This window comes from Acinetobacter sp. V89_7 (assembly GCF_029967895.1).
GTDB lineage: Bacteria > Pseudomonadota > Gammaproteobacteria > Pseudomonadales > Moraxellaceae > Acinetobacter > Acinetobacter soli.
On record NZ_JASCAJ010000019.1, the window covers coordinates 1 to 14,726 of the forward strand.

Annotated in this window: 15 protein-coding genes and 4 tRNA genes; all 19 read right to left on the bottom strand. The window is 44.9% G+C overall.

Going from position 1 to position 14,726, the window contains the following annotated elements; all coding sequences use genetic code 11:
• On the bottom strand, window positions 1-110 hold a 110-nt coding region (locus tag QLG00_RS04200), incomplete at its 3' end, for a GTP-binding protein (protein WP_017396676.1).
• Window positions 111-281: 171 nt separating this feature from the next.
• Window positions 282-356 (bottom strand) — tRNA-Thr (locus QLG00_RS04205).
• A gap of 13 nt (window positions 357-369) precedes the next feature.
• Window positions 370-445 (bottom strand) — tRNA-Gly (locus tag QLG00_RS04210).
• Window positions 446-483: 38 nt separating this feature from the next.
• Window positions 484-567 (bottom strand) — tRNA-Tyr (locus tag QLG00_RS04215).
• A gap of 58 nt (window positions 568-625) precedes the next feature.
• Window positions 626-701 (bottom strand) — tRNA-Thr (locus QLG00_RS04220).
• Between the two features lie 98 nt (window positions 702-799).
• On the bottom strand, window positions 800-2,293 hold the full coding sequence (trpE, locus tag QLG00_RS04225; protein WP_282470552.1) for an anthranilate synthase component I: 1,494 nt from the start codon (window positions 2,291-2,293) through the stop codon (window positions 800-802).
• Window positions 2,294-2,397: 104 nt separating this feature from the next.
• Window positions 2,398-3,063: a phosphoglycolate phosphatase gene (locus QLG00_RS04230; RefSeq protein WP_282470553.1), complete on the bottom strand. Its 666-nt coding sequence runs from the start codon at window positions 3,061-3,063 to the stop codon at window positions 2,398-2,400.
• A 76-nt stretch (window positions 3,064-3,139) separates the two neighbouring features.
• A complete protein-coding gene (locus QLG00_RS04235) occupies window positions 3,140-3,802 on the bottom strand; it encodes an FHA domain-containing protein (RefSeq protein ID WP_025095803.1) in 663 nt (220 codons plus the stop codon).
• 69 nt (window positions 3,803-3,871) lie between these two features.
• Window positions 3,872-6,175 (bottom strand): type II secretion system secretin GspD, encoded by a 2,304-nt coding sequence (gene gspD, locus QLG00_RS04240; RefSeq protein ID WP_282470554.1) that lies wholly within the window; start codon window positions 6,173-6,175, stop codon window positions 3,872-3,874.
• 40 nt (window positions 6,176-6,215) lie between these two features.
• Window positions 6,216-7,067, bottom strand: coding sequence for a type II secretion system protein N (locus tag QLG00_RS04245; protein WP_004932348.1), 852 nt, complete (start codon window positions 7,065-7,067; stop codon window positions 6,216-6,218).
• The gene (gspN, locus tag QLG00_RS04250; protein ID WP_282470555.1) at window positions 7,067-7,810 is read right to left on the bottom strand and encodes a type II secretion system protein N; all 744 of its coding nucleotides are present in this window, start codon (window positions 7,808-7,810) and stop codon (window positions 7,067-7,069) included. The genes QLG00_RS04245 and gspN overlap by 1 nt, the downstream gene beginning before the upstream one ends.
• 161 nt (window positions 7,811-7,971) lie before the next feature.
• Window positions 7,972-8,298, bottom strand: a complete 327-nt coding sequence (locus tag QLG00_RS04255; protein WP_004932341.1) for an H-NS histone family protein — start codon at window positions 8,296-8,298, stop codon at window positions 7,972-7,974.
• Window positions 8,299-8,506: 208 nt separating this feature from the next.
• Window positions 8,507-8,944 (bottom strand): thioesterase family protein, encoded by a 438-nt coding sequence (locus QLG00_RS04260; RefSeq protein ID WP_149930909.1) that lies wholly within the window; start codon window positions 8,942-8,944, stop codon window positions 8,507-8,509.
• An 8-nt stretch (window positions 8,945-8,952) separates the two neighbouring features.
• A complete protein-coding gene (locus QLG00_RS04265; protein ID WP_025095807.1) occupies window positions 8,953-10,146 on the bottom strand; it encodes a hypothetical protein in 1,194 nt (397 codons plus the stop codon).
• Window positions 10,147-10,157: 11 nt separating this feature from the next.
• Window positions 10,158-10,988: a hypothetical protein gene (locus QLG00_RS04270; protein ID WP_076033385.1), complete on the bottom strand. Its 831-nt coding sequence runs from the start codon at window positions 10,986-10,988 to the stop codon at window positions 10,158-10,160.
• A gap of 11 nt (window positions 10,989-10,999) precedes the next feature.
• Window positions 11,000-11,767: a uroporphyrinogen-III synthase gene (locus QLG00_RS04275; RefSeq protein ID WP_282470556.1), complete on the bottom strand. Its 768-nt coding sequence runs from the start codon at window positions 11,765-11,767 to the stop codon at window positions 11,000-11,002.
• Window positions 11,768-11,769: 2 nt separating this feature from the next.
• Entirely contained in the window at window positions 11,770-12,693 is a 924-nt protein-coding gene (gene hemC, locus QLG00_RS04280; protein WP_088458840.1) for a hydroxymethylbilane synthase, read from the bottom strand.
• A 108-nt stretch (window positions 12,694-12,801) separates the two neighbouring features.
• Entirely contained in the window at window positions 12,802-13,539 is a 738-nt protein-coding gene (locus tag QLG00_RS04285; protein WP_004932323.1) for a LytTR family DNA-binding domain-containing protein, read from the bottom strand.
• Window positions 13,540-13,595: 56 nt separating this feature from the next.
• Window positions 13,596-14,642, bottom strand: a complete 1,047-nt coding sequence (locus tag QLG00_RS04290) for a histidine kinase (protein ID WP_282470557.1) — start codon at window positions 14,640-14,642, stop codon at window positions 13,596-13,598.
• Window positions 14,643-14,726: the final 84 nt, after the last annotated feature.

A 14,726-nucleotide genomic window follows, 5' to 3' on the forward strand; every position in this document is an offset into this window, starting at 1 on the left:
GCACAGATAGTTGCGATCGCAGCAGTAAGAGTTGTTTTACCATGGTCAACGTGACCAATTGTGCCCACGTTTACGTGCGGCTTATTACGTTCAAACTTGGCTTTAGCCATGATGATCTTCCTCGTTTACGTCGAAAGCAAGCTACAAGAGGCTACAAAAGGCATCGAAGCTACTCAGCACATCGACATTAGTCTAAAAAAACAGACGCCCAATACTTTAAAAGCAGACTAATTAGCCTGCTTTTTGAAATCTTTGTAGATTTTACTCTACCAAACTGTATCTGGAGCTCTTATCGAGATTTGAACTCGAGACCTCTCCCTTACCAAGGGAGTGCTCTACCACTGAGCTATAAGAGCGATAATCCTTCGATGGAGCGGGAGACGAGGATCGAACTCGCGACATGCAGCTTGGAAGGCTGCCACTCTACCAACTGAGTTACTCCCGCACAGCGTTGGTACATTTACCACTTCAATCGAAGTTAGTTGGTGGTGAGAGAAGGATTCGAACCTTCGAAACTTTCGTAGCGGAGTTACAGTCCGCCCCCTTTGACCGCTCGGGAATCTCACCAATATCACACTTAACTTTCAGTGTAAGTTCTTTACTTCAACATTGAACCACTTTAAGATGGTGCCGGCACACGGATTCGAACTGTGGACCTACTGATTACAAGTCAGTTGCTCTACCAACTGAGCTATGCCGGCGCTTCTTAGTGTTTCGTACGTTTCGTATCGGAACGGTGTGCAGTTTAGCAAAACTCACAAACGATGCAAGCGGTTTTTTAAAAAAAACCGCTAAAAACTCATAAAATCAATCCGTTTGACGATAATTCAACCGCTTTGATCACTGCGCGAGCTTTTATTTGGGTTTCATTCCACTCAGATTCAGGATTTGAGTCTGCTACAAGCCCTGCCCCCGCCTGTACATACACCTTATTTTCACGAATGACACATGTGCGGATCGCAATCGACATGTCCATTTCACCATGCCAGCCTAAATAACCGACTGCGCCACCAAAAATACCGCGTTTAACCGGTTCTACTTCGTCGATAATTTCCATCGCACGAATTTTTGGTGCACCGGAAAGGGTGCCCGCAGGGAAAGTTGCCTTAAAGACATCTAACGCATCGATATCGTCACGGACTTCACCCTGCACATTCGAGACAATATGCATGACATGTGAATAGCGTTCGATCACCATCCGGTCCGTCACTTGTACTTTACCAATCTTGGATACACGGCCCACATCGTTACGCCCAAGATCGATCAGCATCAAGTGCTCTGCAATTTCTTTCTCATCGGCCAAGAGCTCTTTTTCCAGCGCCAGATCTTCTTCTTTGGTCTTGCCACGTGGTCGGGTACCGGCCAGTGGTCGTACTGTGGCAATCCCATCTTCCAGACGCGATAGAATCTCTGGTGAAGAACCCACAATATGAAACGGTGTCTGATCGGTTAAGGTCTGTCCCTGCACCAAAAAAAGATACGGCGATGGATTAAGATGACGCAGCGCACGGTAAACCTGTAAAGGATCCCCATCAAAATCCGATACCATACGATGACCCGGAACTACCTGCATGACATCCCCAGCACGGATATATTCTTTCACCGTTTCAATCGATGCCAAGAAGTTGTCTTTGCCAGTGAGCGATTCGAAGTGCGGCGGCGTATGCGGTTTTGCCTGCAGGCTCACCGGTGTCGCCAGTAACTGCTCAAGGCTGTCGAGTTGATGTTGTGCCTGTGTAAAAGCATCTTCATGTGCAGTATCGGCATGCACAATTAGAAACAGTGTGTCTTTGAGATTGTCAAAAATAATTACGGTCTTGGAAAGCATCATCCAGATATCAGGTAATCCAACTGGATCAGCCTCTGGTACGTTATTCAGGCGCGGCTCGATATAACGCACCGCATCGTAACCAAAGTAGCCCACCAAGCCCCCAGAAAATTGCGGGAGTTCTGGTGTGAGTGCGTGCGGTGGAACCTTAAACTGTTGCTGGTACTCGCGAATATAGGTAAACGGATCTGTGCATGGTTGAGTAGAAATCTGACCTTGTGGATTTTTAATGGTCAACTGCCCTGCATTACAGGAAAAAACCGTAGATTCTCCCAGCCCAATAATGGAGTAGCGCGCCCAGTTTTCACCTCCCTCTACCGACTCAAACAAATATGCTTGAGTATGATCGCGCAAACGCGCAAAGACCGACAGTGGCGTATCGGTATCGGCCAAACGTTGTCGATACACGGGAATCGTGTTGTAGCCAGCAGCTTTAAGTTGTTCAAACTGAATGTGTGTTGTCATGATGTTATCTCAATGGTTTTAAGTGAAGCCCGATAAAAGTGATTAAAGACGCGATTATCGCCATCGAAACACCATGCGCTGATACATGCCCCACCCCTGTATTACTAAATCAGTTGATCTAAACGGTCCACCACCTGTTGTGGCTGACTGTCGTAAATATTTTCTCCATGATTATAGCCATAGCTGACCACAATACAATCGATACCCGCGCGACGTGCTGCTTCCACATCATTTTTAGAGTCGCCAATCATGAGTGTTGCGTGAGGCTCGACATTAAATTGTGCAGCACTATGTAGAAGGGGTAATGGATCGGGCTTGCGAACTGGCAAACTATCCCCTCCCACCACCAGATCGAAATAATGCGCAATGTCTAGTTCTTCAAGCAACTTGCGCGCAAGTGCCTCTGGTTTGTTGGTGACACATGCCATACAAATGTGCTGTGCCTGACAATATTGTAAAAATGCTTCAACGCCATCAAATAGCCGACTGGTCACACATAACTCTTGGGCATAGACATGCAGGTAGTGCGCCAGAAGCTGCTGATGACGCTCAGGATCGATCTGCTGAAATAAAAAAGTCAGCACCGCATCACAGAGTTTGCCTGTGCCCTGTCCAACCCACTGACGAATTTGTTTCTCACTCACTTCCGGCCAGCCAAGATCACGCAAGGTGATGTTCATGGCACGATACATATCGGATGCGGTATCGACCAAGGTTCCATCTAGATCAAACAATACCAATTGACGACGCTCTAATTGCACTACACTCATATTTTACCTGTCTGCTAAAAACCAAAAGGCATGCGTTTGGCATGCCTTGAGTGACCTTACGATTGATCGGGCATGCTTACTTTAAAAATACCCACGCCATCACTGCAAGAATAATCAACACCACGATGGTCATAAAACCCACAGAGGCATTTTTACGTTGTTCAATTTCTTTTTCTACCGACGAAACTGGTTGCTCAATGGCCACAGGTTTCGGATCTGGTGTTGCATTCACCACCACGCCGTCCGGAATTGGCGCAGGTTTTGGTACAGCAACGTTTTGCGGCATACCTTCACGGCTCACTTCAGCACCGGTATCACGTTCGGTTAAAGTTGGCATACCTGCATCGACGGGCTGTGTCTGATGCGCATTAACATTTGGCTGTTCCACCGAATGATGAACCGGTTCAAGCTCAACCTCAGGCAACGCCTCTCGCTCAAGTTGTGGTTTTGCTGGTGCCAACACTGCAAATTTAAGACTGGCAAACTGAACAATATCGGCATCGTGAAGCTGTACTTCGCCCTCGATACGCACGTCATTCACAAAAGTACCATTGGATGATTTTAGATCTTGCACCCAAAGTTGATCGTTTTGCAGCAGTAGCGCTGCATGTTTACGCGATACTTCGGCCGCTTGCAAAACCAAACCGGCATCCTGATGGCGACCCACCAGCATGTCCTGCTCAATCGCAATTTCCTGTCCTGTAAATTCACCTGTAATGGCTTGTAATTTCCACGTCATCATCTTAAGTCTGTCTCTTATCGTGATTTGTGATCATCATAACATGCTTCATGTCTTCGTCGCCTGCCGTTATGACACAGGTCGCAAGGTGGTGGTGGTCACTGTATTTCTGGTTCGCTCTACTTCTGGCTCACTCAAGGACTGGGTTTTTACAGTCGGCTGTATGGGTAAGGCATAAGAAGTCCCCTTACGCACAACGGGTGAACTTGGGCGTACTGTTGCCACTGGCGTGGTGACCGTTGTGACGGGAACCTGCTGATAAGGAGTGCTCGGAATCGCAGCGACAGGCGCGGCAGGTTGTTGGTAGAGCTGTTCTAGATTTTCTGGCAATTTAGCGAAGTTGCCATTTTTATCCATAGAGAGCTGTAAACTGTAAAGCTGATTGTAGCGCTGCTGCGAAATCCGGCGCACATCATTGGCATCGCCCACAATGGTTGGGTGAATAAACACCAGCAGATTACGTTTTTCGTTGCTATTTGAATCTGCACGGAACAAACGCCCAACGTAGGGAATACTGCTTAAACCCGGCAAACCTTGACGCGACAACGTGCGGTTATCCGAAATGAGGCCACCTAAGACCACAGTCTGGCCGTGTTCTGCCAAAACTGATGTTTTGATGGCACGTTTGCTGGTAATCAGATCGGTGGCTTGACCCTTGTCTTGCACAGCAGAAACTTCTTGCTCGACTTCCAGACGCACCGTGCCGTTTTCACCAATGTGCGGAATCACCTTGAGCGTGACACCCACATCTTTACGCTCTACCGTGGTGTAGGGATTGGCCACACCCGTTGAAGTTGTTGAGACCGACCCCGTCACAAATGGAACATTCTGCCCCACCACAATATAGGCTTCTTCGTTGTCCATCGTGACAATCGATGGTGTAGAAAGCAAATTAGATTTGGTATTGGTCTTAAGTGCCTGAATGAGCGCACCATAGGCTTTTCGTGAGTTACTAAAATTACCCAATGCCAAGGTCGCACCATTGCCACCATTTGAACCACTGGCAATCGCAGATGCAGCACCTGTAGAGCCATTAGACAAATAACCTGCCGCAATTGAAGCTAGGCTCGCGCCTACGTTGCTAAAACTGATCAAGCCAATACCACTGCTTAAATCACCCAGCGCCCACTGAATCCCGAGTTGATCGGCATCGTCCCCCGACACCTCAATAATGGCTGCTTCAATCAAGACTTGTTCACGGCGAATATCGAGTTGCTGAATCGCCGATTCAATTTCGCGCATCAATTGTGGTTCTGCTTTGACCACCAAAGCATTTTGTGCACTGTCGGCAATAATACTGACACCATTATTGTTAAAACTGGTGATGCTGTTTTGATTGTTCGCATTATTACTGCTATTGAGATTAATGGATGAACCAGATGTAGCGTTATTGCTGCCCGTGGTATTACTCTGCGATGCACTTCCACCAATGAGGCTATTGAGACCAGTGGAAGAAGATGAACCTGAGTTACTCCCAGTTTTACTTTGCGAGCTATTTACGGCCTGACCACTGACCAGCCCTTGTAAAATTTCTGCCAGGTTCTTGGCACTGGCATATTTGAGACGAAATACCTTCAATCCACCCAAGCGATCTGCTGAGGGTACATCTAAGGTTTCAATCATGTTGCGGATTCGCTTACGCGTTCCGGTATCCCCTTTGATCAAAATCCGGTTGGTGCGGGCATCAGCAATAATTCTGACACGTGAACCAGTCACATCTTTTGAAGCGCCTGTTGAACTGATTGACTCAAGTAGCCCCACCATTTCTTCAGCTTGGCTATTTTGCAGGGTAATGGCCTCGACATCATTTTGTCCCGTACCATCGAGGTTACGAATAATGGTTTCGAGTTGTGCAATGTTTGCCGCCCGATCTGAGACAATTAGTGCATTTGTGCCCGGCACGGCAGCAAGACTGGCAAATTGAGGCATCAAAGGCCGCAACGCCGGAATCAGATCGTTTGGATTGGTGTTTTCTACCCAAATAACCCGCGTGACCACTTGGTCTCCACGGGCGCGATTGCGCATATCGTAAGGTAAACCTGCATTTTTAACGTTGCTGTCTGGCACCAGTTTGATGGTATTACCAGAAGGAATCGCCACCACGCCATTGACGTTCAGTACACCCAGAAATAAATCATAGACTTCATCACGCGTTAATGGCTTGTTGGAAATGACCGTGACGTTGCCTCGAACACGTGGATCAACTGCAAAATTTTTACCCGTGATATCCGCCACTTCATTGATAAAAGCCGTTAAATCGGCATCGCGTAAATTAATTTTCCATGTTTGTGCATACGTGCTTGTACTGATCACAGCCATCACCGGAGCGGCTGCAACTAAAGCCCAAATGGGACGATGATTAAATAAAGCCATAGCGGGTTATTTTTCCTAAAATTATGGTGACCATCTGATATCACTTAAAACTTTGTTGTACGGTCATCACTTGATCACCACGTTTTATTTCTATTTTCACTTGTCCATCACGTCGCGCCTGTTCTAGCAATTGAACATCGTTTTGTCCTTGTCCAACACGTTGACCATTGACAGACAATATACGATCTCCAGCCCTTAAGCCCAATGTATTTTTTAAAGCCGCGGGTGTCCGTTCGGTCACCTCATAGCCATCGGCGGTGCTGCTGACGCCCATATTTTCCAAATATTGCTCACGATTTTGCTGCATTTGCTGAATGGCCTGACCCAAAGCGGCTCCCGAACCAGAGCTACCGGTATTACTTGCAGGAGGAACGGATGTAGCATTTTGAGGGGTGGTCGTGGTACCCAGAATCGGTTGATACAGCCCATTTTCCATGCCTTTAAACCGAATTTCACGCGTGGTGCCGTTGGGCTGACTCAAGACCACATGATCCCAATACACTTCACTGAGTTGATAGCTGCTATTGTCCACTGCCTCACCCACACGATAACGATCCACACTGTCTTTACCCTTGATCACAGCAGAAGACAATCGTGATGGATACGCCAGCATCACCCCCTGTAACTCAAAGTTTTGCTGATCATTGGGATTATTCGACAATTGTGGCTCGTTAAACAGGGCAAAGCTGCTGATATTCGGAATTTGCGCTTGTTGTGATCCTAATTGAACCCGCTCAAACTGCATCGCCTGTGGAGGGGCTAGAATTAGCCAGAACAGTGCTGCCAGCTTCCAGCACAGCCACACAATCAACAGCCCCAATATGAGAGGTGCCAAGCGATCCAATTGACCGAGCCGTTTTTGCCGAATGGTTTCCACCCATGACTTGAGCATTATGACGCTCCTTTAAGCAGGGGCTGACGTGAACTGATCACATAGGTATCAAGCCCGGCCTGACCGTTATACGAGGGTACATTCAGTAGAAAACGCTGGGTAAGACGAACATCAAGCATGAGGTCGGGTGCCAGCAATAAATTCACCATTTTTTGATTACGCTGATCACGGATATCAAATTCAAGTTGATTATCTTGATTCAATACAGTCCCTTGCAGCGATGGCATATTCATACGCTCTTGGCGCTGGGCAAAGGTATACCCCAAAGGCCCACCCGCCCATTGCATATTGCCAGATGCTGCGCTGAATCCTTGCGCTTTTTGATAATTCAACTGGACATCTTTAAGCTGGATACTATTATTTGGCCATTGCCAATTGACGAGTGCTTTTAAGGTGTCGGGTGCAATCTCGCCGTTTAAATTTCGAATGCTGAATTTTTTCCCAAAACCGTAACCGACATTGCCATTTAAAACAGTATTGGCACTATGAATTTCTACGTGTGCGCCAAGCTTTAATAAAAACAGATCCATCGGACGGACAGTCCAGTGCACAGAACCCTTTAGCTGATCTTTATGCCAGTCGGCTTGACCTTGCCAGATATTGCCTGAGACATTACTCAAGACTTGGTTGTTTTTCGAAAATTTTGCAATTAACCAGTTGGCTGGAATCTGTAAAATTACAAATACTCCAAAGACAATGACTGCAAAGATCCACCATTTTAATTGTTTCGACTTTTTATTCATTCAGTCATTACCGCTGCACAGTGTCTTCCATGGATGAGGAATTTCCTCTCTTTACGACATTATGCATACTTTTCCATCATCGCCAATTCACTTATATAAAAAAACCAAGCAGATGCTTGGTTTAATCGAGCTTACTGGCCAAAGGTGACCGAATGATGAAATTAGATAAGGAAATCTTCTAATTTTGCACCTTTTTCAAGCTCAGCGACTAACCAGCGCGGTTGTTTACCACGACCAGTCCACGTTTCTTCTGGATTGCTCTTGCTGCGATAGCGTGGCTCTACAGATTTACGTGTTGTTTTCTTACGTTTTTGCGCGCCGTATTCAAGTAACTGCTCAACGCTATACCCCACGCTTTCAGCAACTTCTAAAATTTGGTTATACGCATCTTCAATTGCTTGATCTTTTTTAGAGGCAATAAGTTGCTCAGCTTCTGCTTGCAAACGCTTTAAATCTTCAACGGATAATTCGCTAATATCTGGTTTCATTTAAACCAACTCCAAGTTTATTAAAACTTTTTAACAATAGACCAATAACGCTAACTGTTTAAATCACATCTAAGCTCATAATATTTAGATTAGTTTAAATAATCAAGCAATGTCTTCATGTTAAAACAGGAATCTATTTAAATAAATATGATTAAAGCGTCGCTTTCATTATTTATACAAATCTTAATTTTGACTTAATTGATCTCAATTAAAAAACAGTAGGTGTATTTCCAGCAACAGTTTCAAGCTCAATAATCTTGTTTTTTATATTATTTGGAATAGCCTGTTTTTTTAAGGTGTTTTTATCGACTACCACCATAATGGCTTCAGCACTGGCCACCCAAGTATTTTGTGTCGTACTCCAGATCTGATACGTCATTTTAAAACCGCTGGTCCGAATCTCTTCAATAGATGCCGTAATTTTAAGTGTATCGGGATAAAATACGGGTTTTAAATATTTGCACTGATTTGAGGCAACAACGGTATACACCTCTGCTGCAAAAAAATCCAAAATGTCCATATATTTAATCCGGGCACTTTCGATATAACGATAATACAACACATTATTCACGTGACCGAATGCGTCCATGTCGCCCCACGCGACCGCCTGCTCATGGATAACAGGATGTTGATTGAGTTCCTTCATCTTTTTTCTCATATTTTAAATTGAATAAAATTTGCATCATTTTCAAAAATAAGATTGAGCTGTTGAACCAACTCATCATTGTCTTTAATTTTCGCTTTAATTCTTAAATAGCTCATTAAAACATTGTCTGGATACAGTGTCAGTAATGCATCTGCTTGCGCATGCCGCTCAGTGGCTTCATAAACATACCATTTAGCAAAACTTAAAATCGGCTGACTTAAATATATCTGTTCCATTTCTTCAATTTTAGTTTCAATATCAGCATAATCTGGTGCTTGTTTTAACAATTGTTGCTGAAACCATAAATAAAATACGTCCCGATCAAACTGTTCACGTAGTAAATGCAATGCCAAACGCTCATGCTGAATACTCATTTCTGGCATGCGTGATAAAAGTTTTAGCCAGAGCACCTTACTACTATACGGCCTTGTCTGTATTTCTTGTTCCAATTCTAAATAACGTTGCTGTAAGGCATATAAATCATCTACCGATGCCTCTTCAAACTGAGTTAATACCTGTTGCAACCAAAGATCACGTGTATGTGCATCTAGATGCCCATATTGAAGCGAGCGTAAATATAACCAAGATTGCTGAAGGGCTAAACGTCCCCAGTATTCTGTAATCTTTTGGCGATAGGACTGCTCAATATCTTTGAGCCAAGGTGATAACTGATGCTGTTGAAGAAATTCGAGGTGCGTTAAAGCCTTTTCTGTATCATGCAAAGCAAGAAAAATTTCGATACGTTGCAACTCTGCCAGCTCAAATGCCATCGGCGCGGTATGATTCAGTGCGTTGAGTGCCTGTGTATAATGACCTTGCCTAGACAGCAGCTTGGATTCAACAATGCCTTTTAACAAACCAGATTGGGTAAAAATTCGATCGATAAATGCATGTTGATCTTGTGCAGCATCAAGCAGCCAGATGACACCAAGTTGTTCATAAGGATGTAGGTTTTTAAAATCAAAAACCGTTTCTAGTTTACGTTGCTCACGGCTTAAATAGCGCTTCACGCTAATCCAGAGCAGTTGCAACACAAAACCTAATATGGCAATGACAAAAATGGATGCCCAAACAGTTGTTTGTAGCTGCCAGTCACGCCAGTAGACATACACATACCCGGCACCAAAGCCATAACTTAAAACACTCAGTATCGCCAAAACAAACAAGGCACCAATCAGATAGGTCCAGATTAATCCTTTCATACAGCTTCCTTCTAGCCGATCAGCGCTAAAGCGGCAAGTTTAGGTACAGGAACAACGGGCACCTGCTTGAGTTTTTCAAATTTTGATTTTAATTGCTGGCTGTTTTTATCGGGTAGCTGGCCTATTTGCTCGATGATGGTTTGGATAGTGGTTTGATACTCAGTGACCTGCCCCAAATTAAGTGCTTGTTTGGCTAAAATCAAACGCAACTGAACTTCTTTAAAAACTAATTGTCGATTCATAAGATTGGCTGAGGGCTGCTGAACCTTCTCAAACTGGAACCAGCCTTGCCAGAAATACGTCGTGTCACTACGATCAAGCTCCACACGCGACTGATGTCCAGCTTGTTGTAGCAGTTTGTCCATTTGCGAAATTAAAGCATTAAATTGTTCACGCTGTGCCGATTTAACATTCACTACCTGCTGAATGGTTTGTCGGTCTTGGGCCAAAGCCACATGCAGACTGTCTTTGAGTGTAGGTGCCAGATTAAATAGCCCTAAAGATTGATCCAGTTCATTGAGCTTTTCAACTGCCAATGTATATTGTTGTTGTTGCAATGCAAATTCGACAAACTCCAACTGTTGCTTGATCAAAACAACCGGATTTGCTGTAAAAGCAGCATTTGTAACCGGTGCCGATGAAGGCGAATGCTGTTCAGGTGCTGTAACGATCTGGCGTTGTAAAGCCACCAGTTGATCGTTCAGCTTGGCATTATTTTGATCGAGTTTGAGTAAATTTTGTTGAAGCACCGGAAGCTGCTGAGAAATTTGAAACATGTCATAACTTAGCTTGGCCAACCAACCTAAAGCTAAAATCAAAATGACAGATAAAATTTTTCTCATAATGTTCCTGATTATGTCTGTAAGTGACGCAAAAGCGTTGCCGCCTTAAGATTCTCCACACGTATGATAGTAAAACTCTGTGAAGACTGGTTCTGATAGATCGTTAATATTTGTTCGAGTCGTTCGCCCAAGACTACGTAATCGCATAGATCAAAGAATGGCGTATCATACTGGGTCAGTGCCAGCCAGTTGAGCCAACTGGCTTCACTACTGATTAATACCCAAGCCCTTTGTTTTTGTTCTTTAATTTTGGCTGCAATATTGCCAATCTGCTGTTTGCTAACCAGAGGACAGCGGCGATCATATAAAACAAAATTGAGAATTTGAATCCCTTGCTCGGCCAAGTGTTGCATCATAAATTGCCGACCGCCTTCACCACGCCAAAATGCCACACGATGGAGCGCGCTCTGAGTTTCAAAAACAGGGAGATGCAGCATCCCCTCAGAACTTTCGATCGTCGGTACGTGCGCCTGAATACCATAATGCGACAATGTTTGTGCTGTTTGCTGCCCTACAGCAATCCAGTCAGCCTGTGCCACATCCTGCAAGGTGAGCCCTGCACGCTGCAAATAGCGCATTCCAATTTCAACCGCAGTCGGGCTTACCACCACGATCACTTGCGCATGCGTTAAGTCTTGATAAAGCGCGTTCAAATGCGCATCGAAGGGCTGCTCCACCAGTTCCAGTAATGGCAGACACTCAACCCGAAAGCCTTGCGCAGCTAAGGCTTGTGTTAGCTCATCGGCTCGATCCAGAGGTCGCGTGTTGATAAAATACATATTTAGTCGCGGTATAACTCGCGCAGTAAATCGCCAGCGCCTTGCTCAAGTAATTGTTTTGCAAGTTGAATGCCAAGTGCTTCGGCCTGATCCGGATGCCCCTGAACAGTATCTTTCAACAGAATATCACCCTTTACACTGCCAACTCGTCCTTCTAACGTCAAGAGGTCATGATCAAGAGTGGCATAACCTGCTATCGGTACCTGACAACCGCCTTCAAGATACGCATTAAAAGCTCGTTCAGCACGTACGCATGCACTGGTATGCTCATGCGCAAGTGGTGCGATCAGTTCCAGTAATGCATGATCATCTGAACGACATTCCAGCCCTAATGCACCTTGCCCTACCGCAGGTAAACTCATCTGTGGCAGCAGCGTGTGACGAATACGCTCGTTCAGACCTAAACGCTTTAGGCCTGCACTGGCCAGAATAATCGCATCGTATTGACCCTGATCCAGCTTCGATAACCGCGTGCCTACATTGCCGCGTAAATCGATAATATTCAAATCTGGGCGTTGCTTTAAAATCTGGCACTTACGGCGCAAACTCGATGTACCCACGCGTGCACCCTGTGGCAGTGCATCGAAATGGCTAATCTCATTCGATACAAAAGCATCGAGTGGATCTTCTCGCTCACAGATCACCGCGAGGCTTAATCCTTCAGGCAAATGCATCGGTACATCTTTCATGGAATGCACGGCCAGATCTGCCCGCCCATCCAGTAATGCCGCCTCAAGCTCTTTGACAAATAAGCCTTTACCCCCAATTTTGGCTAAGGGCGTATCTAGAATTTTGTCACCTTGGGTCACAAATTTGACCAGCTCAACCTGAAGTCCCGGATGAAGTGCCTGTAAACGATCACGAATGTGTTCTGCCTGCCAAAGTGCAAGCGGGCTTTGTCGTGTAGCAATCTTTAAGGTCTGCATAAGGGCTCAGATCGATAAAAAAACAGACTCTAAACTTAACTTGATTGATTAAAAATGCAAGTAAAATATCCCCGTAGCGCATCAAATCAGGATCAAGTTGGCTCAAATTTATAGTTTTTGCATGCGATCACGCAAATAGGGTAAATGACGCCGACTGACCGCAAGCCGTTCATCGACCTCTTTACAGCGTACCTGATATTGTCCTGAACTGATCAGTTCCAGACCGTCCAAATAATCCATCGAGACCAATGCATTGCGATGAATACGAATAAAACGATCTTGAAATTCATGCTCGAGATCTTTGAGTGTCTCGTCGATCAGCACACTGCCATGCTTATGACGTACGGTGACGTATTTCTGATCTGCCAGAAAATAGTAAATATTTTCAACCGGAATCAGCTCAACACCACGATAAGTACGTGCCGTAATATGCTGGCGCTGATGAGGACGATCATGGGTATCTTGTTGTTTAATGTGCGTGATCTGGGCCTGATTTAAACGCGGCAACTGATGCAATACACGCGCCAGATCGTCTTGCGCAATCGGTTTGAGTAAATAACCTTGTGCTTTGGATTTAAACGCATCCAGTGCATGATCATCGTAGGCGGTGCAAAAAATAATCGCCGGCATTGGGTCGAATGTACCTAATTGTTCTGCACATAATAAGCCGTTCATTTCCGGCATCTGAATATCCAGCAGCACCACATCAGGCTGATGTTGATCCACCAGCTCAATCGCGTCACGACCATTACAGGCATGCGCAACCACTTCATGCCCCAATTGCACCACCAACCGTGACAAACGTTCAATCGCAAGAGGTTCATCGTCACAAATCAGAATCCTCATTTTTCCTCCTTTGTCGTGGCCCCATGACATCCTGTTTTTAAGGGGTTTCAGACTTATTATTTTGATCGGTATTGATAACTTACCACTGTGGTATATAACTCACGTGCGCAATAATTTTGAAATTTTACTGTACGTCCATAGTACGCAATTAAACGCTGCTTCACATTTTCAACGGCAATACCGTGCCCATTTCTCGATTTTATTTTATCCAGACTGTACGGATTAGTAATGACTATACTGACCTCACTTTGCAATATTTCAACCAGTATTGTAATGGTACTGCGTGAACTCCTCGGTTCAACGCCATGAAAAATACAGTTTTCCAGCAAAGGTTGTAAAGTCAGGAGTGGAATCTGGACCTGTTGAAATTGGGGCTGATTCGGATCAAATTTCCATTCCACATGCAACCGGCTACCCAAACGCACACTTTCGATGGCCAAATAGCGTTGGCAAAGTTCGATTTCATCGGCCAAGCTGACCAGTTTTAGCTCTTGAAAACTGGCTCTAAACAAACGAGACAAATGGATCAGTAAGGTTTCGGCTTTTTCCGGATCGATACTGATCAAACTGACCACATTGTTGAGGCTGTTAAACAAAAAATGTGGATGAATACGCGCCTGCATGGCCTGAATTCTGGCATTTAATTCACTATATTGCTGCTTCAACCATTGATCCCGCATGTACATATAACGTAGGCAAAAACCACCCAATAACACGCCATAACTGAGATGCATGCTGGCGCCAGTAAACAACTGTGGCCATGTTGAGGTATAAAAATGAAAGTGACTCCCCCAGTGCAGCATAAGATTGGTTGCGACGGTGGTAAGTAGTACAATCATTTGTAACAGAACGAACGCCACCCCCAAGGCAGCAACCTGCGGTAAACGATGTAAATTACTTTGAAAGCGATCGATCAGTGCCGAAAAAGCAAAAACCACCCAATTAATGAATAAGATATATTGCAATAAGCGCAACCCATCGAAGGCTGTCCACGTCCCTGCTTCTGCCAGTGTAAGCACCAACCCCAGCATATTACTGGCCACAATCAGTTCTAATAAATGTTGCCAACGACCAATTTTGGTAAAAAAATAGGATTTCTGCATTGCTGTCTTGTGCCTGCGCTATGTTTTCTTGTCATTTGATGCGTCGGCAAGTGCGGCAGAATTTGTTATACTCTTTTTTATTTT

Excerpts from the sequence above, each read along its gene's own strand:
- trpE (WP_282470552.1), bottom strand. The coding sequence starts at position 2,293 with ATGACAACACACATTCAGTTTGAACAACTTAAAGCTGCTGGCTACAAC.
- QLG00_RS04230 (WP_282470553.1), bottom strand. The coding sequence starts at position 3,063 with ATGAGTGTAGTGCAATTAGAGCGTCGTCAATTGGTATTGTTTGATCTA.
- QLG00_RS04235 (WP_025095803.1), bottom strand. The coding sequence starts at position 3,802 with ATGACGTGGAAATTACAAGCCATTACAGGTGAATTTACAGGACAGGAA.
- gspD (WP_282470554.1), bottom strand. The coding sequence starts at position 6,175 with ATGGCTTTATTTAATCATCGTCCCATTTGGGCTTTAGTTGCAGCCGCT.
- QLG00_RS04245 (WP_004932348.1), bottom strand. The coding sequence starts at position 7,067 with ATGCTCAAGTCATGGGTGGAAACCATTCGGCAAAAACGGCTCGGTCAA.
- gspN (WP_282470555.1), bottom strand. The coding sequence starts at position 7,810 with ATGAATAAAAAGTCGAAACAATTAAAATGGTGGATCTTTGCAGTCATT.
- QLG00_RS04255 (WP_004932341.1), bottom strand. The coding sequence starts at position 8,298 with ATGAAACCAGATATTAGCGAATTATCCGTTGAAGATTTAAAGCGTTTG.
- QLG00_RS04260 (WP_149930909.1), bottom strand. The coding sequence starts at position 8,944 with ATGAAGGAACTCAATCAACATCCTGTTATCCATGAGCAGGCGGTCGCG.
- QLG00_RS04265 (WP_025095807.1), bottom strand. The coding sequence starts at position 10,146 with ATGAAAGGATTAATCTGGACCTATCTGATTGGTGCCTTGTTTGTTTTG.
- QLG00_RS04270 (WP_076033385.1), bottom strand. The coding sequence starts at position 10,988 with ATGAGAAAAATTTTATCTGTCATTTTGATTTTAGCTTTAGGTTGGTTG.
- QLG00_RS04275 (WP_282470556.1), bottom strand. The coding sequence starts at position 11,767 with ATGTATTTTATCAACACGCGACCTCTGGATCGAGCCGATGAGCTAACA.
- hemC (WP_088458840.1), bottom strand. The coding sequence starts at position 12,693 with ATGCAGACCTTAAAGATTGCTACACGACAAAGCCCGCTTGCACTTTGG.
- QLG00_RS04285 (WP_004932323.1), bottom strand. The coding sequence starts at position 13,539 with ATGAGGATTCTGATTTGTGACGATGAACCTCTTGCGATTGAACGTTTG.
- QLG00_RS04290 (WP_282470557.1), bottom strand. The coding sequence starts at position 14,642 with ATGCAGAAATCCTATTTTTTTACCAAAATTGGTCGTTGGCAACATTTA.